13 protein-coding genes are annotated in these 18,800 nt (G+C 45.3%); all 13 read left to right on the top strand.

The features are described 5' to 3' along the window. Positions 1–449: 449 nt before the first annotated feature. The 13 genes from TW77_RS06095 to TW77_RS06030 all read left to right on the top strand — a co-directional run bounded on the left by TW77_RS06095 (position 450) and on the right by TW77_RS06030 (position 18,800). Positions 450–2,090 carry a trypsin-like serine protease gene (locus TW77_RS06095; RefSeq protein WP_046004066.1) on the top strand — a complete coding sequence of 547 codons (1,641 nt, stop codon included), beginning with the start codon at positions 450–452 and terminating at the stop codon, positions 2,088–2,090. Between the two features lie 58 nt (positions 2,091–2,148). Then, a complete protein-coding gene (locus TW77_RS06090) occupies positions 2,149–3,363 on the top strand; it encodes a hypothetical protein (RefSeq protein ID WP_046004065.1) in 1,215 nt (404 codons plus the stop codon). A gap of 65 nt (positions 3,364–3,428) precedes the next feature. Then, entirely contained in the window at positions 3,429–4,439 is a 1,011-nt protein-coding gene (locus TW77_RS06085; RefSeq protein ID WP_052713063.1) for a tetratricopeptide repeat protein, read from the top strand. Positions 4,440–5,961: 1,522 nt separating this feature from the next. Continuing rightward, positions 5,962–6,909 carry an ABC transporter ATP-binding protein gene (locus TW77_RS06075; protein WP_162197948.1) on the top strand — a complete coding sequence of 316 codons (948 nt, stop codon included), beginning with the start codon at positions 5,962–5,964 and terminating at the stop codon, positions 6,907–6,909. Continuing rightward, entirely contained in the window at positions 6,906–7,997 is a 1,092-nt protein-coding gene (locus TW77_RS06070) for an ABC transporter permease (RefSeq protein WP_046004062.1), read from the top strand. Before TW77_RS06075 ends, TW77_RS06070 begins: the two co-directional genes overlap by 4 nt. Before the next feature lie 23 nt (positions 7,998–8,020). Beyond that, positions 8,021–8,944, top strand: a complete 924-nt coding sequence (locus TW77_RS06065; protein WP_046004061.1) for a thiopeptide-type bacteriocin biosynthesis protein — start codon at positions 8,021–8,023, stop codon at positions 8,942–8,944. 1 nt (position 8,945) lies between these two features. Continuing rightward, the gene (locus TW77_RS06060) at positions 8,946–10,286 is read left to right on the top strand and encodes a YcaO-like family protein (RefSeq protein WP_052713062.1); all 1,341 of its coding nucleotides are present in this window, start codon (positions 8,946–8,948) and stop codon (positions 10,284–10,286) included. A gap of 6 nt (positions 10,287–10,292) precedes the next feature. Continuing rightward, on the top strand, positions 10,293–10,919 hold the full coding sequence (locus TW77_RS06055; RefSeq protein WP_046004060.1) for a TOMM precursor leader peptide-binding protein: 627 nt from the start codon (positions 10,293–10,295) through the stop codon (positions 10,917–10,919). Next, positions 10,916–13,309: a nitroreductase family protein gene (locus TW77_RS06050; RefSeq protein ID WP_046004059.1), complete on the top strand. Its 2,394-nt coding sequence runs from the start codon at positions 10,916–10,918 to the stop codon at positions 13,307–13,309. Before TW77_RS06055 ends, TW77_RS06050 begins: the two co-directional genes overlap by 4 nt. Then, positions 13,302–14,336 (top strand): hypothetical protein, encoded by a 1,035-nt coding sequence (locus tag TW77_RS06045; protein ID WP_156158609.1) that lies wholly within the window; start codon positions 13,302–13,304, stop codon positions 14,334–14,336. Before TW77_RS06050 ends, TW77_RS06045 begins: the two co-directional genes overlap by 8 nt. 7 nt (positions 14,337–14,343) lie before the next feature. After that, a complete protein-coding gene (locus tag TW77_RS06040; RefSeq protein ID WP_046004057.1) occupies positions 14,344–16,908 on the top strand; it encodes a lantibiotic dehydratase in 2,565 nt (854 codons plus the stop codon). Next, entirely contained in the window at positions 16,901–17,641 is a 741-nt protein-coding gene (locus tag TW77_RS06035) for an ABC transporter ATP-binding protein (RefSeq protein ID WP_240479460.1), read from the top strand. Before TW77_RS06040 ends, TW77_RS06035 begins: the two co-directional genes overlap by 8 nt. Then, entirely contained in the window at positions 17,550–18,800 is a 1,251-nt protein-coding gene (locus TW77_RS06030; protein WP_082078849.1) for an ABC transporter permease, read from the top strand. Before TW77_RS06035 ends, TW77_RS06030 begins: the two co-directional genes overlap by 92 nt.

The following is an 18,800-nucleotide window of genomic DNA, read 5'->3' as shown; positions in this document are numbered from 1 at the left end:
AAAAGATCTGCCAATCCGGGCGATAAAAGTCAGTATGGGTATCTGAGATCGCTGCCCACTTTACGATGTGGTTAGCCAAGCGCACGCCAAATCAACTCCTCACCTTAAAAGCAGGCGCATTTTCAGCAAGCTTGTGGTGCAGGTTTGGTGATTTGTTTATGTCAGTATTATGTCTTTTATCTCGATTTGATTGATTTAAGTCTTTGTTATTTAAACCGTTCCAATCTAGAGTTGGCTCTTTTTCAGAAATTCTTGTGAAATAAATTTCATCAATTGCTGTAAAAAAATTGTTACGGTTAAGTGTTTAAAATACCAACTAATGATGGCGTTCTGACTAAGTTTTTCACTGGTCGTGCCAGTTGTTTTTTTCATCATGCCCATTGATCTTTGTGTGTATCTCAGATTATTTCTAGATTGCTTTTTGAGCAATAACCATACAAGGATACAACATGAAAATTACACTTTTGGCTGCGGCTGTCCTGTCACTGTCAGCAACTGCCGTCTCTGCGAATACATTGCAACCGGGCTCAACCGATATCACTCCAAGTGTTGTGGGTGGGATTGAAACTCCAGCTTATTCAAGACCATACCAGGTCGCTTTGCTAATGAACGGGCGTCAGGGTTGTGGCGGTACTTTATTGAGTGAAAACTGGGTGCTGACGGCTGCTCACTGTCTTGATAATGCCTCTACGGCCAGCCTGACGGTGCGCGTCGGCGCTCACTCTATTAGCCGTGGCGACGGTGATACGTTGCGCGTATCTCAGATTATCATGCACGAAAATTGGCGTGGTGCGAACGGGATCCGCTCGGGCTATGATATCGCCGTGCTGCGTCTAGCAACACCGGCTGCGAGCAAGTATACCCCGGCAAAACTCCCGACTCAGTCGATTGCGGACCAATACGCGGGCATTGGCGACTATCCAACCGTGTCTGGCTGGGGCCTGACCTCTAACCGTGGCCGCCCGAGTGATGTGCTGCGCGAAGCCCAGTTACCGGTGATCTCTAATGCCAGTTGTAGCAGCCAGCTGAATTTCAATATTCCGGGCTCTGTGATCTGTGGCGGTGGCGAAGGTGGTCGTTCAGCCTGTAACGGCGACAGCGGCGGACCTTATGCGGTGCGTGTTGGTAACGATTTCTACAGTATCGGTACCGTGAGTTGGGGGATTGCCTGTTCAGGTGCGACCGCATTTACCCGCACGACTAGTTATCTGGACTGGATCGAGCGTAAAACGGGCCTGAAACCGGGTGATCCGGATAACCCGACAGATGAAAAACCAGTTGCGGATTTCAGCTCATCGGTATCGGGTTTGACCGTAAGCTTTGCCAATCGGGCAACGGATGACAATGGCATTACCGCGTACGACTGGAACTTTGGTGATGGTAATCGCTCCAGTGCCGCAGACCCACGCCATACCTATGCAGCGGATGGCAGCTACAATGTGACGCTCACAGTAACCGATACCGCACAACAAACGGCAACCGTATCAAAAGTGGTCTCAATTGGCGAGCCGCCAGTGTGCGATGTAGAAGCCTGGAACAGCACAACGTCATACGCATTAGGCGACAAAGTATCTTATCAGGGCAGCATTTACGAAGCCATCTGGTGGTCTTCAGGTGCACAGCCGGATGTCTATCCCAGTGTCTGGAAGAAACTGGATAACTGCGATGGTTCAGGCGACCCAGCCCCCGTTGCGAATTTTACTGTGGCTCAGTCAGGTCTGACCGTCACCCTGAATAACACCAGCACAGACAATGGTCAGATTGTATCCAGCCAGTGGCAGTTTGGTGATGGCCAGAGCGCCTCAGGGTCCTCTGTAACGCATACTTACCGTGCAGCAGGCAGCTATACTATTCGCCTGACGGTAGCAGACGACCAGGGGCAAAGTAGCACAGTATCTAAAACGGTGACTGTGGGCGGTGATGACAACTGTCAGGGTATTCCAGGCTGGGATGCAAGTGCCGTTTACAATACCGGCGACCGTGTGGCCAAAGGTGGTGTGGTGTACGAAGCACAGTGGTGGGTGCAGGGTGAAGACCCGGCTCAATCTGGTCCTTGGGGTCCGTGGAAAACTGTAGGCGCCTGTAACTAGTCGCTTTTTTGCTCAGTCCCGGGTAATCTATCAGAAATTGAACGGTAAACAGAAGATCATGGGACTGAGTCATCAGGCACACAGTGAACTACGCAGACTGGGTGAGCGGGTTAAAAAAGTGCTCACGGCAATTATGCGGGCAATGCCCGCCCAGGCACAGACCATAGGCGGATTTGCCCGCCATATTGGTTGTCATCGCTCAACCAGTCAGCGTTTATTTAATGCATACAAAGCTAAATCTGGCGAGCAGGTGCTTTATCATTTACCCGGGCAACAGGCACTCAATGCCTTGGGTGAGCAACTGAGAGGGCATGTGCCGCACGACCTGGTCGCGCAATGGGGTCAGGTGAGTGAGCGTTTCGAATCTACCATGCCTCAGTACGCCAGAAGCCATGCGCAGCTAAAACGGCTGTTGACGTCTCGTGAAGAGGATAAGGTGACTACCCAGGACCAAAACCTGCCAGGGCAGGATAAACGGGCACAGCTGTATTACGCGGCAAAGTCTTTGCTTGGTACGAGCATGGATGAGATCTTCTGTGCTTATGTGTTAACCCGTGAAAGGGGCCGTGAGGGGTTTTTGCAGGAAGTAGCGATGATCAGCAAGTCGCAGATCAAGCGTGAAACCGGTGCCGCGCCTTTCGTGCAGTTTTACACCCATCCCCATAATGATGATTTCATCGCACCTTTGCACATTAACGCCAACAGTCGGGTAGAGGCACAGCGCTTTAGTATTGGTATTGCTGAGGAGCTATCAACGCCCGGTCTGTACCAGGCGTTTGCTAGTTATTCCCCCGGCAACAGCGGGTTGGTGTTTGATCCCATAGCGGGCAATGAGTACTTTGACGCGACCTTTATTTTTAACAACCCGGATGAGCTGGTAGACCCGCTCAGTCACGCCAGCAAGTGCAGCTCCACCAGTATTTCAATCAAAAATCCGGCCAAGAAATTGCGCCTGCTGGTATTGATAGAGCAACAGCTGGACCGCCACAGTTGCGTTAATGTTGGCTGTTACCATGGCAACCAGAAAGTCGAGGAAGGCAAGCTCAGCGTAGAGGACATGTGGACCGAGCGTTTGCCTGAGTTTCCTGAACTACGCTTGATTGACTTAAAAGCCGGTGCCCAGGCATTGCAATGGGATAAAGTACAGCAGCAAAAGCTCGATTACCTGTTTCGTTACGCCGAGCTGGACCCGGCTAACTACCGCTGCTATCTGATGGAAGTAGACTATCCCATCTGGTCGAGCACCTACCGCATTTACTTCGAGCATCAGTGAGCCACTTTGAACATTTGCAGCGTGCATTCTATAGTTTCAGGAGGTAGGTAAAAGCGAGTCGGGTGATGTTACGAGCGATTGTTGGGTTGTGGATGTTGCTGATACCCGTAATTACCTGGGCGCAAACGCCAGGCGCGGTGGTCGACACCCTGCAGGAAGCCGAAGATTACTTAACGGTGGACCCTGCAACCACGCTGAGGCTACTGGAGCAAGTTGAACAACTAGACAGACTGCCCACACCCTTATTCCTGCGCTGGCACTTTATTCGCTTGCGTGCCGCAGTGCCAACCCACCAAATGGAAACAATGGAGCACTCACTGGAAGCGATATATTCGCACCATACTCATCCCTATTTTATCGAAAAAATTCCCACCGCCATGAGTGCTCTGGGGATTTGGTTACGCCGCCACGATTTCCTGAATGATGCCAGGCTCAGCCTAGAGTGCGCTTATAAGTATGCGCAGTCTGATCAGCAAAGACTGACCCTGACCAACAGCCAGGCGCTGGTTTCGCGCCAGCTTGGTGATTATGAACAAGCCAGAACTTTGTATGACAGAGCGATTAACATCGCCGATAAGGCCGGGATCACCTCTAAAAATGGCATTATTGCTAATAATTTGGGGATCATTGAACTGGAACTTGGCAAAGTGGCTGAGGCAGAAGCGCAGTTTCGTAAAGCGCTGGCGAACTATCAGGAAATAGACAAACGCTCCGGACAGATCTCCGCTGGCGTGAATTTACTGTTTGCTTTTATTATTCAAAAGCAGCTGCTGAACTATCAGCGGTTATACGGACCGACCGCCAGGCTAACTGAGTCATTTCCCAACGAGACCAAGCAGGCTATGTTGTTATGGGTCAATGCCCGTTTTATGCAGCTGGAAGGGCATCCGGTGAGTCAGCAAAGTAAAAGTGCTCTGAAACTGGCCTACGCACAACTTCAGGATGACAATGTGCGCCGCCTGGTATTTCAGCACCTGGCAACGCCCCTGGGCGTAGACGTTCAGTTACCTAAGCCGGTGGTAGTCAGGCCTTTCGAGCGTAACTGGTATCAGGTGGTCAAAGCCTGTGACTGGTAAGTATATCGCTGCCATTACTCGGTAAATTTGTCCCCGGGACCATAGGCAGATGTGGTGGGAGTCTGATCATGGGGGAATGGTGCTGGCTTTTTCCTCCTATTTTTGACATGGTATCTATATTGTGCACGACAATATCACCACTATTGGGAGAATGCAGTTCAATAAGTTGGGAAAACAATCGATTCTATCGTTTTTTCCGGTGATTATTTGGGTCAATTATACTTAAAAAATTCAGCAGATTTGATCTGCTGAATTTTGATATTAATAAGTGGTAACTTAGCCGCCAGGGCTTGTAATAGAACCCATTGTAAATAAGCAGCTTGCAGTTGCCAGACAACCACCAGCTGTGGATGCGATACTGAGACTACTGCCGGTTGAGGCACAGTCAGAAGCATGCAGAACTAAAGCTTCCTACGCAGATCGTCCCGGTGGCTTTTCGTTTTAGTATAAACTTTTAGGTTATCAAACGGCTTACTCTGCACTTGTCAAAGTTGATTACGAAAAATGTAAAACTAATACCAATTTCACTTAATACCTGGTCTATTTGAAGGAGCAAATAGGACGCTAACAGCGTTAAAAATTTCTCATTTAGAACTTTATACCTTAGACATAGGTTCACAAATTTTTGCCTCGCCTAACTGAGCTTATTTTCGGTTAATGGTCGTTAACGAAGTATGTTCTCACCCTGCCCTTGATACATAGTGTCGCCCCCGATTATGTAGATTGCGGCTGATAAGGTTCATTTTTTGTATGCGTGCAGCGAATCATCCCTAGAGGCCAACATGCCAGGACAGTAAACTGTCGATATCGCACTGTGGCTGAGCTTATTCGTTTAAGCTATGCATCACATAGTCGAATGAGGTGTGGCCGTTTGCTCTGGCTGTCTCTATCACGCTCGTTTCTCTCAGCACCACTTGTGGCGAAGCTAAAGAGCCTGTTCTTTCGGCCTATGACGAACGGTTTGATGGCTTGTATGGGTGGCTCCAATACTTGTACATGCTTTTAGGTATTTGAAAAATAAGTTATGAAGACCATGAGCAGAATCTGGCGAGCTCACAGCTAATCTTCCGGCAGTCATGGTGGCAACTTTTTGAACAGCACTGTGAGCTTAACACCACTCTTTTCAATTCAATCGAGCACCAGCCAAATCCAGAAAACAAGGAAGTCGGGTCCATTTTGAGCTCAAACAGTAGTAAGACAAAGTTATCGGTTAGATGCACTATTAATATTATTAAAGTTCAGCTGCTTTGTGCATTTAAGATAAATAGAGTTTAAGCACTAAAATTTACTTTCAGAGTGATGGAACTAGCTGCTAGCCGATGTTATTAAAGCTTTTATTTAATTTTCCAAAATCGACATTCACAAAATGTGAATGTATGGTTTCTTGTTTTTGCAATTGTTTGCATTGTGTATCTTGAATATATTTAGTGTGAATTCGGCTTTATTTTATGGTTAAGTTCGTACTCATGGCTAATGGACCTTCTTTGGTCACAATCAAAATGAGCACACAAAAAGAATGATCTTGCACGATAATAACTATGTTATTCACGCGAAGAATGTAAGGAAGCAATATGGTCATGGGGCGAGCTCCATAGATGCATTGCTTGGTGTAGATTTGTCTGTTGAATACGGTCAAGTGGTTTCAATACTTGGGCCAAACGGTGCAGGAAAAACCACGCTCATTGAAATCATTGAAGGCTTGCGAAAGTCTGACTCAGGTTCAATAAGCATTCTCGGGCAAGATATTGCTGATCTGAAAGCGGTCAAGCATTTGCGTGAACGTATTGGCATATCTCCTCAACATTCAGTACTTCCTCCACTACTAACCATTGAAGAGTTGCTAACCCAACAAGCTACATTTTATGACAAACCACAAAATATAGATTACCTCATCACTCGGCTTGGCTTGGATGACAAACGTCACTTTCGGATCGGTAATTTATCTGGAGGGCAGCAACAACGAGTTACTGTGGCGCTCGCACTAATAGGTGATCCAGATTTAATTTTTCTTGATGAGCCGACTTCACAGCTCGACCCTCAAGCCAAAAGGGCTGTATGGGAGTTGCTTGATGAACAAAGAAAACACAAATGTATTTCAATATTAATGACCACACACCAAATGGAAGAAGCTCAACAATGTAGTGACAGGGTTGTTATTCTCGATGGCGGCAGGGTGCTCGCCGATGATAAGCCTTCAGGTCTAATAGCAAAATATACACCGTCGAGTGTATTGGAGTTTGTGACAAATATGGATGCAGATTTACACTTCTTGCCAGGGGAAACTCAAAAAGTAAATCACATCGACAATACACAAAAAGTGCGACTAATTACGGATGATCCAAATGACTACATATTGAAGCTGGTTGAAATGAGCAAGAAAGACTTTTTTTTAATCAGGGATTTGAGGGTTCAAAACCAGTCACTTGAAGATGTGTTTATTCAAATTACCGGGAGGGAAATGCGCTCATGATTAAATTAAACCGTGTTTTTGCGCTTTTTAAAACCCAGTCTGTCGAGTTTAAAAGGGACTTTGGGTCAATATTCTTTAGCTTTATATTTCCTCTTTTTTTTGTTGTTATATTAATTTTTTCAAACTTATTGGAGCCGAACTTTAGCTTTAAAGTTGGGGTGATAAATAATACTACAGGTGTTGATGCTAGAGTACTTCATGATGCTTTGTCAAAACGGTTTATCGATGTGGTTCAGGTGAAGCAAGAGGATGTGGAATCGGCTCTGGAAAATGCCAAGTTAAATGTTGTTTTTGTATTTTCGGGTGAGGCTGGGCACATTCAATCCGAAGTCATTGTTAAAGAAGCCTATCAAACCTATGCGGAAATGCTGATAAGAATAGTTCTTCAAGAGCTAAACAATCCTCAAGGTGCCAACGCTATTGGAAACAACTATTCGATGCAGCCGTATGAGAGCAAGGTTGATGGTGAGTTTAATTTTATGTTTCCTGGCATGTTAGCGATGGCTCTGCTCCAGTTGGGGCTATTTGCAACTGCTACTCCGGTATTGAAAGCGCGCGAGAAAGGGGTATTTAGATATATGCTAACAAGTCCACTACGAGTGGCAGAGCTGTTGACGAGCCAAATTTTATTCAGGCTGTTAATTGCTGTACTACAGATCACTGTCATTGTGTCATGCGGTTATTATTTTTTAAATATTACAGCATCATCGCTGTTCTATGTGATCCTAGTATCTCTATTGGGCGCGCTTATGCTCATTAGCATGGGGTACTTTTTGGCTGGGTTAATGCGCAGTCAAGAGTCAGGTATGGCACTAATTATGATAGCCAACTTTTCTATGTTATTTGCTGGCAACATTTTTATGGACGCAAGTAGCGATGATTTTCTGTATTACGTTTCTCACATATTCCCCGTGAGTTATTTGGCCGATACTTATCGCCAAATTATCGTTGGTAGTGAAGGTGTTTGGCCAATTTATATCAATATATCCATGATGGTAATCTTTCTGTTTTCTTTTGTATTTCTGGGGGTTAGGTACTTCAAATTTGATATGGACAGTGAAATGTCTGGCATGCTAAAGGGAAAGTAGAGTTTAAAGAAGGGTAATAATTCATGAATGAAATTATAAATAAAAATAAAGTAAATTGGGTTTATGTAAAACTGTATGTTGGTAAGAATATTGACAGGCTTGATCAGCTAATCGTTAAAGTGTCGCGGTGTGTTGAGCAATTTGAAGATGTCGATCAATGGTTTTTTATTCGATATGTTGATGATCAAGGCGTGCACCTGCGATTACGTCTTCGCTCAAAAATTCGAGATCTGGAGCAGTTTAAAAACGAGATACAACAAGTGTGCGCGCCACTTGTAAACGCGCTTCATGAACTTCTTCCGAGCACTTACTACCCAATGGTTAAACCTGAGGGTTTTGAGGACAGCGCTGTCATGGGGCAGGAGTTATTTGGTCACAAAGATGTGCAAATAATCTTTGATGAATATGAGCCCGAATATGACAAATATGGTGGCTCTGCTGGTATTAAAGCTGCTGAGGTATTATTCCAGCTATCATCAGAACTGGCGAAGGATATATTAGCCGATGAAATTCAGGGCTTCTATTCTAGAAAAGACTTAGTACCTTTGTTGATGCATGAATGCTGTGAAGTGTTCATTCCACAAGAGAAAAGGCAAGAGTTCTGGAAAGAGTATGCGTTTTATTGGCTTGGCGGAAACACCCCTGCTGCCGAAGACTGGCGAGAAAAATTTATCGAGAAATGGCAGCAACTTCGTGAAGCCAATGTAGAGTTGCTGACGAGCCAACTCGACCCTCGCAAGCAGAGCTACATTGACAGGTGGCGTGCTGGATTGCGAGAGGCTGCCAAGCGCTATCACGATATTGGAGATATCGCTGATTTTAGTGAAGAAGTGCTGTGCTTTAATTTTGCACATTTGATGAACAATCGGTTGGGTATTGCTTCTTTAGAGGAGTCATATATGGCGACATTGCTTGAGTGTAAAGTAGATCAAGCAGAGGTAGCTTAGTATGAACATAGGTCATAATCTCGATGAAAAATACTTAAGAAAAAAGTACTCGGTCGCTAAGTTGCTTGCACCAACAGGGGGAATTCTTTCTGGAATAACACGCTTGTGTGGGGAGCATACGGCACCTGATTTTGAAATTGCTGTGTCGAATATAGACAATATGACGCACACGTTTTCTCATATAACTCAACCTGACGGTATGGATGCACTCAATGAACCTATGGGTGGTGCAGGCGCTGATGTTGACGTAGAGTTAGCATGGATACGTGCAGCAATGGAAGGCGCCGAGCGTTATGCAAATATGGCATATCACGAGTCAGATTTTATTATCGCGGCTGCCAATGACCTACCCAACGCAATGGATCTAGACACTGTTCCGAGGTGTTCTGAGACTGAATATGCGAATCCATATTGCCCTTACCGTCCTGCAGACAAAAGTTTGCCAATTCGATGGAGCCGTGCTTTTTCTTTGACTGAGAAAAGAGAAATGTTCGTACCATCTGTGATGGCTCATTTATATCTAAAGCCAGGTGTATCTGAAGCGTTTTGGCAAGAAATCTCAACTGGATGTGCTGCGCACTATTCACTAGAAAAAGCTTTGGTTTCTGCTATTTGTGAAGTGATTGAGCGCGATGCCATTGCCATGACATGGCTTGCGAAGTTGCCGTTGCCACAAATTGAAATCACTCAGCCATGTCCACCCGAACTCGACAAAAACCTTCAAATATTGGCCAAGGGTCGAGTCAGGCAGACATTCTATGATGCAACAACGGACCTTGGGATCCCGATAGTATATTCGATTCAAACGCTTGAAGAACATCCTACCGTTGCACAGTATGTGAACTGTGCTGTGAGTTTTAATGCCGCCGAATGCTGTGCCAAAACTATTCGTGAAGCCGCGCCAGCCAGAGCTGTTTTGTGTCACGTAGACGATACCCCCGCTGATACGGAAGATTTCCGCTCGCTCTACGATGGTGCGGCCCACTTGGGGAATCCAAATTATCGTGATGAGTTTGAATTTTTACTCAATACACCCAACCGCACTACGCTTGACGCGATGAAAATCGAAGCGCCTGAAGACGACAAAGGGCAGCTCAACTTTTTGCTAGACAGAATCAAGTCACACGATATGGACGTGTTTGCAGTCGATCTGACAACTCAAGAGCAAAGAGCGCTGGGCATCTGGGTTGTGCGCGTCATTATTCCACAGTTGATGCCCATGAGTACGGTTCAGCGAGGGCGCTTTTTAGGTCATAAACGACTCTATGAGTACCCAGAAAAAGCGGGCTTTGGCTCTTTGAGTGAAGCTGATATTAATCCAACTCCACAACCGTTTGCGTAAAAAATCATGAAATTATTTATAGCTGGAAGTTTCGGCCGGGACGTCGCTACTCGTTTGAGCAAGTTCGTTGATATTAAAGTGTTCTCTATAACGGAAGCAACCGACAAAGCGGTGCTATCAGACATACTCATGGATGAAACTTTTGTGGGTTCTGTGACCCATCGTCCATACACACCTGAACTTCTCAATATCAACACTTTGGCATTTGAGCGCGGGTTTAATTGGTTGCCAATTGAAAACCACGGACAACGGATGACCTTTGGACCTCTCGTAAAACCTCATGAAGGCCCATGTTACGCATGTTATCAAAAGCGTTTGTGGACACATCACAAAGCGCCACAAAGAGAGCAAGTGGTCTCTGCTTATTATCAAGCCAATGCTGAATATGGGGTGCCCGGACATTTGCCATCCATGACAGAGCTTGCCGTTCAAGCTATGTTGGCTGGTTTGCAGTGTTCTACAGAAAACGCAGGGGAGTTCAAGGTGTTTGATGTGGTAAGTGGTTCGATACTGGAGTCTCAAGTGATAGGAGTACATGGTTGTCCTATCTGTGGTGAAGATACTAATGAGCAGGGGGCAGGATCTCGTTTTACTTCTCACTTAGTTCCTGCTTTAGGAGAGATATTGGAATGAACGTACCACTTACATTAACAGCAAAAGAGATTGGCACTACCTTTGAAGTCGACTCAGAATTGGCGTTACCACGTTATCCAAAATTTATAAATGAGATTCAAGTCATTCCTTATGGCGCGACGAGTTTATTGTTTGAAGGTGGGCATGGCACACAGGTTTTGGGAGGAAGAGCTGCGCGTAGCTTGATACCAAGAATTATTCCTTTGTTGGATGGTCGCACCACTATTGCTGAGCTTGAGCAAAAGCTGACAGGTTTACCAAGGGGGGCAATTCCAAATATTGTCGCTTTACTGTACAGCCGAGGTTTGTTGGAAGATGGTGTAGGCTGGGACAACGAGGTCGCAGAAATCCCTGGAACGAGCGCATTTTTTGGGCGGTACACAGATGTAACACGAGTAAACAAGAACCGGTGTGATGCGTTAAAAAGGCTACAAAGCAGCACTGTTTTAGTGTGTTGTCCAACATCGTTGCAGAGTACCTTTGAAGCCGCTTTTGAAGGCTCAGGCCTGGGTTCGGTTAATTTTGTTGATCTGCAAGAGCCCATATACGCGCCTGCAAACTTATTGCTTGCTTGTTTTGATGAAACTGTTGGAGCAGAGAATATAGCTGATTTTATGCAGCAGGCGTGGGACCACAAAATGCCTACACTACACGCACGCTTTGCAGCAGGTAACGTGGAAATGGGACCATTTTTTATTCCTAATAAATCGGCGAGTTATGAAGACTTTCGCGCTATACACCCCATGTCACAAGGTGGGGCTGGATATAGCTCTGGTTTTTGGGCTGCAAGTATTGCACATCAAGCGCTACTAATCTTGTCCAGAGTTGGGCGGACTAATTTTTATAACCGCTGCCATTATTATGAATATGACAATAATGAGCGGTATTACAAAGAAATTGCGATTGCGCGTATGCCCGGTGTTGGCAGTGGAGAGTTGGCCAAGGTATGCGCTACGCAGATGACAAAACAAATTTGGCGTCAGCACAGCTCAGCAAATGATATGCCAACCAGCGATCTGTTGAGTCCAAGAGACTATCAGATGCACTACGCCCCTGCCAATATCAATATCGCAAAATCTCAGCCTGAACCGTATTGGGGGGCTACACCTTATGCCTTACCTGAGCCTAGCTTGGCTGCCATTGAACCGAGTTGGCAAAACTATGGTGTGGATAAGAGCAGCTTAGATAAGCAAGCTGTTGCGACTTTGCTTGGGTATACATTCGGGTATCAACATTTTGACAATGGTGAAGCTCGGCGCATCGTTCCCTCAGCAGGTGGCTTAGGATCTAATGAAGCTTTTATACTTGTCAATCAGGTAGATGGATTGGACACTGGGGTGTATCACTACTTTGCGTCAGAGCACCGTCTGGACCGAATCGGAGCGGTCAATCGAGAAGTTGTTGCTGGCGCATTGGGAGTGGACATATACGATTTGCCACCACTGGTTTTGGTTACGGTTGGACACCTGAATAAAGTAAGACAAAAGTATGGTGATTTTGGTTTCAGATTTATTAATCTGGATACTGGCTTTACTCAAGTCACCCTATTTGAACTATTGTCGCAATTAAACCTACCGTTTGCCTTGCTAGAAGATACCCGTGACATTGCATTGGCAAATGCATTGTCTTTGCCTGTTATAGCGGCGAGAAATGCGATTACTTCTGTGGTTGCTATTGGGGTGGCTGAGAAGCATAAGTATATGCACCCGTGTCATGTTAATCGAGCTATGGATAGCCTACTTGAAGGTGCTGCAAACTCAGGGTTAGATAGCTATGAGTTAGAAGCGCGTTATCGTGCCCAACGGGATAAAGCGTTAATTGTCAAACAAGCAACACCAACTTACCTTCACGACTTATTGTTAACCAGGCGTTCTGTTAGGGTTTTTGCTAATCGAACGGTCCCGCTCGAGTTGGTTGCTGATGTAGCACACCAGGTTGATAAGGAGCTGCAATTTTATCAGCAAAAGGGGGCACTAGAAGCGCAAGTTGATATTTATGCAGCACTTAAAACCGAGAGTGGCTCAGGAGAGTACACCCTATACCGCTACAACTCAAAGAATAGCCACATTGAATTGCTTGAGGAGCACATTGCTCAACCAAAGCTCAAAGCTGGGATCTTGCAAAACAATTTGGCTAGTGCACCAGTTGTGTATTTCTTTACTGGTCGCTTCCATGATGCTGTTCAGGCGTATAAGCACAGAGGTTACCGTACCTTGATCCAACATGCTGCTGCTGCGAGTGCAAAAACACTGCTATATTCGCAAAGTTTCGGCTTAGTTGGCTGCCCTTGGGGTGGGTTGTGTGAAGATGGTGTAGGTCATCTGTTGGGGATAGACAGATATACCGAAATGCCCTTGTTTGGCACGTCAATGGGTTATGCTCATGACTGAAGCATCAGCAATACTAAAGGACGAACGGGCACAGAATCATTACCGATTCAAACCTTCGGTGGCATGTGTTGAACGGGAAAAAGTGATGGTGTTGGTGTCAACCGATAAAGGGGCATCGGTACGGGTAAGTGCGGTAGCGAAACAGTTGTTACCCATTTTGTATCGAGGTGCCAACTTTTCGGAGCTGTCGGAGCACTTGCGTAAGTTACATCCTACAGCCAGAGACATTGATGCAAAGCTGCATGTGTTTTTAACTCAATTGAGCAATGCCGGGCTTTTAGAAAATAGTGAAAAGAAAAGTCGGGTCAATATCAACTCACCAAAAATACGTTTATTGGACCTAGACCCTGGAGCAAAATTGATAGCCGAGGGGATAAAATCAGTACCTCGCGTATTTTCGTGGTTTATGTTGGCCGCTTTGCTTGGTCTATCTTGTTTGGTTTTGTTGTGGATGATTGTGACAGGACAGCTCCCAGCAATGACTTCATTGGTGGATAGGTTTCATATCGCGGGGGTAGCCATTTTTGTACTGCTCGTTGTGCCGCTTCATGAATTTAGCCACGCCATTGCTACACGTCTGGCTGGTATCAAAGCCGGCTATCTCGGTGTTGTGGTACACAATGGTTTTGTACCCGGTCCCTACATAGAAACACCTGAAATTTACCAGCTAAAAAGTAAGATCTCGCGATTTTGGATCCCAGCCGCAGGCCCCATTATTGACTTTTTGGCTGTCGGCTTTAGCGGCGCCATGATTTTGTGGGGCCCTCAGGATCCAGTCGTCCAAGACATTTTCGTGACCTTGTTTTTTATCTCTTTGATGTTTGTTTACTTTGATACAAACCCGATAACCCCGAGTGATGGGTCACATATGCTCGAGGCGCTCTTTGATGATGAGTTGGCGCGTGTATCAGCATTGTCATTTAAACGCGCAACCTTGTCAGCACATAAAACGGTGGCAGCTTATCGTGTAATCGCCTCTATGCATTTACAGCTTGCAGTCTTCCTCTTGTATCTTTGGTGGAGCTAACGACGCTATGAATCAAAATATAAATATTGAGAAACTACATACTTCCCATCAGGACTTGGCGGGGATTGATGTGGCTGAGTTTGCTTTGCTAAGAATGGCAACCATTCCTTTTTGTGCGCTTAAAAAGCTACAGATATCTGGTCTAGAGACTCAGTTAGACCGTGTACTCAGTGCACAGAAGACAATGGAAGTAGAAGCGAAGATACTGTCGGATAAATTGCATGAACTAGTTTCTACTATTCCAGAAGATGAAAAGGTAATGCGCAGAACCGTCATTAATTTGCGCCGGGATATACACAACCAACGCACTACAAAAGTGAAACGCGAGCAGGTCGAATCACTGAGTACGTTGTTAGGTGCAAATATTTGGGCCAAGCTGCAGGGGTGGTTCGATGCACAAATGGAAGTTAAGCTCATTCCAGAATATGAGCGGCAGTTGCAATCACAACTCCAAACAAGTGTACGGCCGGCTCTTCGCGAGGCCTTAAAATATAAAGAGTTTAATCGTGCTCTAGCTTTCGCAAGTAGTGGTGTGGCGAGAGAAGCGCTTAGTGAGAAGAAACTCCCCAAAACGTCCCGGCCAAATAATTTAGAGCGTTCTTTGCTGGGATATTTAAACCGTTCAGCTGCAAAAACAAGCCCTTTCTCTAGCTTTATGGCGTTGGCGACACTTCCCATAGATTTAACTGTAGAGGGGACACCAATTTACGGAGAAAAGCGCAAATTTGACAGCCACATCACGTATAACCGAGGTGCTGTAGCACGTTATTTTCGCACCGATATTGTTAATAACTTGGCCAATCACTACCTAACCTTGAGGGTAAATCCCACTTTGCAAGACAGCATAGGTGGGCGTATGCAATCACTGTGTGACAGAGAAGTTGTGTTGTTGGGTCGGCCGTGGTTAGAGCAAAGGCTTGCTCAGTTTAGGTTAAATGGGCAAGTTGTATCTGTGTTGAAAGAGCATGCTCAAGAAGACACATTCGATGGCTGGCTCCAGGCATTTGTGCAGGTTGGTATTGAAGAAAAGGCAGCTAAAGACTTGCTTCAAAAACTATTTGAACGAGACATATTGCAAGTGCAGCACATCATTGATGCCTATACTTTAGAGCCGCTTAAACATCTTTTAAGTCATTGGTCTTCATCAACACAGGCGAATTACGGAAAAGCTGTGCCGGCTCTAGAGGCGCTGATAGAGCAGTTGTCGCGATTGAAAGTTGCTAGTGCAAAAGAGCGCCTAACAATATTTGAAACAATTTCCGAGCTTGATCAGGCGTTGCTGGTTGAGATCAGTCCAAATCACGAACTAGACCGTTTACAAAACTTAGTACTGGAAGATTGTTGGTTCGATGGAGTGAAAGGTACGTTAGGCAGTAACTTGCTAAGCGGATTAGCCGATCTAAACCAGTTTCTAAAAGAACAGATAATAGTGTCGCCATACTATGACCGAATGTGTAAGCATTTTATCGAGCGCTTTGGCGTTGATGGGGTGTGTCATGATGTAGTCGGGTTTTTGTTAGCTGTTGGTGATAAATTAATAGATATTCCTGAGTTTGGGAATAAGTTTGAGGTGCCGGAAGCTCGCAAGCCTTTGCCTCATGCCAGGCTGCCCGTGACAGCGCAAATACAAGTCGCTAAATGTAAGCAAACTAACCAGGCAAAACTTATTGTAAATAGAGTCTTTGAGGGCGCAGGCTGGTTGGCAGCGCGGTTCACTGCAGGCAACCATGCCGGTCAAGTTGAACTCACTTCGAAGCTTCGCGATTGGCTCGATACGCTCAACCCAGATGGCGAGCCTGTAGATTGCGTACTTAGTGGTCATTGCAATGATCTACAGGCGCACGCCCGTTTAACTGAACGGGTACTGCAATGGCCAGGTGAGTCATTACAGTTACCAGCTGAACAAATCATAGATGTGGCTGATATTAGCATGTCGTATGATGAACAAACGCAAGCTTTACAGTTATTTGATAATACCAAAAAACGCATAAATTTAGTGTACTTGGGCGCAACATACCCATCACCGATTTGGGGGATCCGTTATGCCCTTTCTATTTTGACTCAGCCCTATTTGTTACATAGACCGGACTTTAGACCACCAACGCTGGATAAAGAGCAAGCGACTCACTATGAACCAAGAATGGAACAAGGAGACTTGGTTTTGAGAAGAGCGACTTGGTGGATATCAGCTGATTATATTAAGGAGCATTGGTTTGCTCAGGATAGCCTGTTTGAACGCATCTTAAATGTCAAAAAAGACAGAGAGAGATTGCGTTTGCCTCGTTACGTTTTTGCGCAGCGGTATGTGCCACCAGAGCGCACAGGCTTGGTGCCATCTGACGCATTGGACCCGTCTCGGAAACCGATTTGGATCGACTTGGGATGCCCTTTTTGGCTGAACATGTTGACTCGTTTAGTAGAAAAATCAGATTGGTTGTCATTTACGGAGCCGTTTCCAAATGATGAGGAGTTATGGCTGGAAGTCGATGGTGAACAACACGTGTCAGAGCTTCAATTGGAAATGATTTTGAATACCACTGACTTTGAGCAGAAGGAAAAGGGAAATGTATAAAGGTCAAGCAATAGCGAACGATATTGACGTGCCAACAGAGCTCGGAGCTGAGTCACCTTTAAGCCAAGAAATGGTTAACCTTGTAGCTGTTAGTAAGGACTACAAAAAAGGTAAATTGACAGTGCCTGTGCTGAGAAATTTGGACCTTACAATTTATCAGGGAGAGTTTTTAGCACTGATGGGAGCATCCGGCTCAGGAAAAAGTACCTTACTTAACTTGATTGGCAGTATTGACAGGCCCTCGGCTGGGTCAATAGTCGTTGACGGACAAAATATTACTAAAAAGTCGCAAAGCGAGTTGGCGTATTGGCGCAACCATACAGTGTCATTTATTTTTCAGTTTTACAATTTAATCCCTGTTTTGTCTGCTTGGGATAATATTGCACTCCCTTTACGTTTGCAAAAGCTCTCCAGTTCGCAAATCAAAAGGCGTGTAGACAATGCTTTGGCACTTGTGGATCTTGCGCAGCGGGCGAATCACAAGCCAAATGAATTATCTGGTGGGCAACAGCAAAGAGTTGCGATAGCACGTGCAATAGTAACGGACCCACAGTTGTTGCTATGTGATGAACCGACCGGTGATCTTGATAGAGAAAATGCAAATAAAGTGATGGCGATACTTTCTATGTTGAACAAGGAATATGGAAAAACCATCGTTATGGCTACCCACGATGCAAGTTGTGCTGAAATTGCACATCGTACGATCACCTTCAATAAACCAGATTTTAATTGATATGGCCTACTTCAATATATTGTTAAATAGTCTTTGGGGAAACAAAGTCCGATTGCTATACACCTCAGGCTCAATCGTTGTGGCATTCGTATTATTTGGCTTACTGTTGCCACTTGATCGGGTGTTTAGTTCACGAGTGATATTTGCTGATGCAGATAGGCTTGTGGTGACTAATAAAACCTCAATTATGCGTCCTTTACCTGTAGCATATCAAAGCGAGATAGAAGAAATTTCCGGTACTTTGCTTGTTGGTCATTTCACTTTATTTGGGGCTTTTTATCAAACACCCGAACAGGGGATAGCTGCATTGGCCACAGATCCAGAACGATTTAATGAGATGGTTGATGAAGTCGAGTTTGTTGACAAACAGGCTTATCAGAACTGGCTCAACAACCCGACTGGTGTAGCAGTCGGTCGCCAACTCGCTGAGCGATTTAATTGGTCGCAGGGAGATATTATTCCGTTATTTTCTAATTTTTACCAACGAAATGATGGTAGTAGAGTTTGGACTTTTACAATATCGGCAATATATGACGGAGTTGGAAAAGACGCAAATACAAACTCGTTGATAATCAACTACGAATACTTTGACAGGGCAAGAAATTCACGCCAAGGCACAGTGGGTTGGTATGCGGTAAGAATTGCGGATGCCAAAGAAGCGGAACAATATGCAACCAGGCTAGATGAGCACTTTAAAAATCGTCCGGCTCCAACTAAAACAACGACAGAAAAAATGTTCGCGCAGAGTTTCTTACAGCAAGTGGGGAATTTTGGACAGATGATAAGTATTGCACTTATCTTGGTTTTTTGGACTGTTATTTTAGTGACTGCAAATGCCATGGCCCAGTCGGTAAGGCAGCAGTATTACTCATACGGGGTACTCAAAGCGATTGGTTTTAGTAACGCGGCGGTATTTAAGTTAGTCGTGTTGGAAGGTGCGTGTTTGGTCCTGGCATCTGGGGGAGTGGGTCTTGGGCTTGCTTTTATGATAATTCACGTCGTTTCAGGTAGTACAAACCAAATGCTGTCTTATATGTCAATGAATGCAATGGACGTCACGTGGGGAGCTTTACTCATGCTTGTCATTGCAATCATCACAAGTGTGCTCCCTGCGTCGTCTGCATCTCGTTGTGCTATCGGTCAAGCCATGAAGGAATAG

The sequence above is a fragment of the Pseudoalteromonas rubra genome (assembly GCF_000967655.1).
GTDB lineage: Bacteria > Pseudomonadota > Gammaproteobacteria > Enterobacterales > Alteromonadaceae > Pseudoalteromonas > Pseudoalteromonas rubra_A.
The sequence above is the reverse complement of the archived record's forward strand: the minus strand, read 5'-3'. Positions and strand labels throughout refer to the sequence as shown.

Excerpts from the sequence above, each read along its gene's own strand:
- TW77_RS06035 (WP_240479460.1), top strand. The coding sequence starts at position 16,901 with ATGTATAAAGGTCAAGCAATAGCGAACGATATTGACGTGCCAACAGAG.
- TW77_RS06085 (WP_052713063.1), top strand. The coding sequence starts at position 3,429 with ATGTTACGAGCGATTGTTGGGTTGTGGATGTTGCTGATACCCGTAATT.
- TW77_RS06090 (WP_046004065.1), top strand. The coding sequence starts at position 2,149 with ATGGGACTGAGTCATCAGGCACACAGTGAACTACGCAGACTGGGTGAG.
- TW77_RS06030 (WP_082078849.1), top strand. The coding sequence starts at position 17,550 with ATGGAAAAACCATCGTTATGGCTACCCACGATGCAAGTTGTGCTGAAA.
- TW77_RS06070 (WP_046004062.1), top strand. The coding sequence starts at position 6,906 with ATGATTAAATTAAACCGTGTTTTTGCGCTTTTTAAAACCCAGTCTGTC.
- TW77_RS06050 (WP_046004059.1), top strand. The coding sequence starts at position 10,916 with ATGAACGTACCACTTACATTAACAGCAAAAGAGATTGGCACTACCTTT.
- TW77_RS06065 (WP_046004061.1), top strand. The coding sequence starts at position 8,021 with ATGAATGAAATTATAAATAAAAATAAAGTAAATTGGGTTTATGTAAAA.
- TW77_RS06095 (WP_046004066.1), top strand. The coding sequence starts at position 450 with ATGAAAATTACACTTTTGGCTGCGGCTGTCCTGTCACTGTCAGCAACT.
- TW77_RS06055 (WP_046004060.1), top strand. The coding sequence starts at position 10,293 with ATGAAATTATTTATAGCTGGAAGTTTCGGCCGGGACGTCGCTACTCGT.
- TW77_RS06060 (WP_052713062.1), top strand. The coding sequence starts at position 8,946 with ATGAACATAGGTCATAATCTCGATGAAAAATACTTAAGAAAAAAGTAC.
- TW77_RS06045 (WP_156158609.1), top strand. The coding sequence starts at position 13,302 with ATGACTGAAGCATCAGCAATACTAAAGGACGAACGGGCACAGAATCAT.
- TW77_RS06040 (WP_046004057.1), top strand. The coding sequence starts at position 14,344 with ATGAATCAAAATATAAATATTGAGAAACTACATACTTCCCATCAGGAC.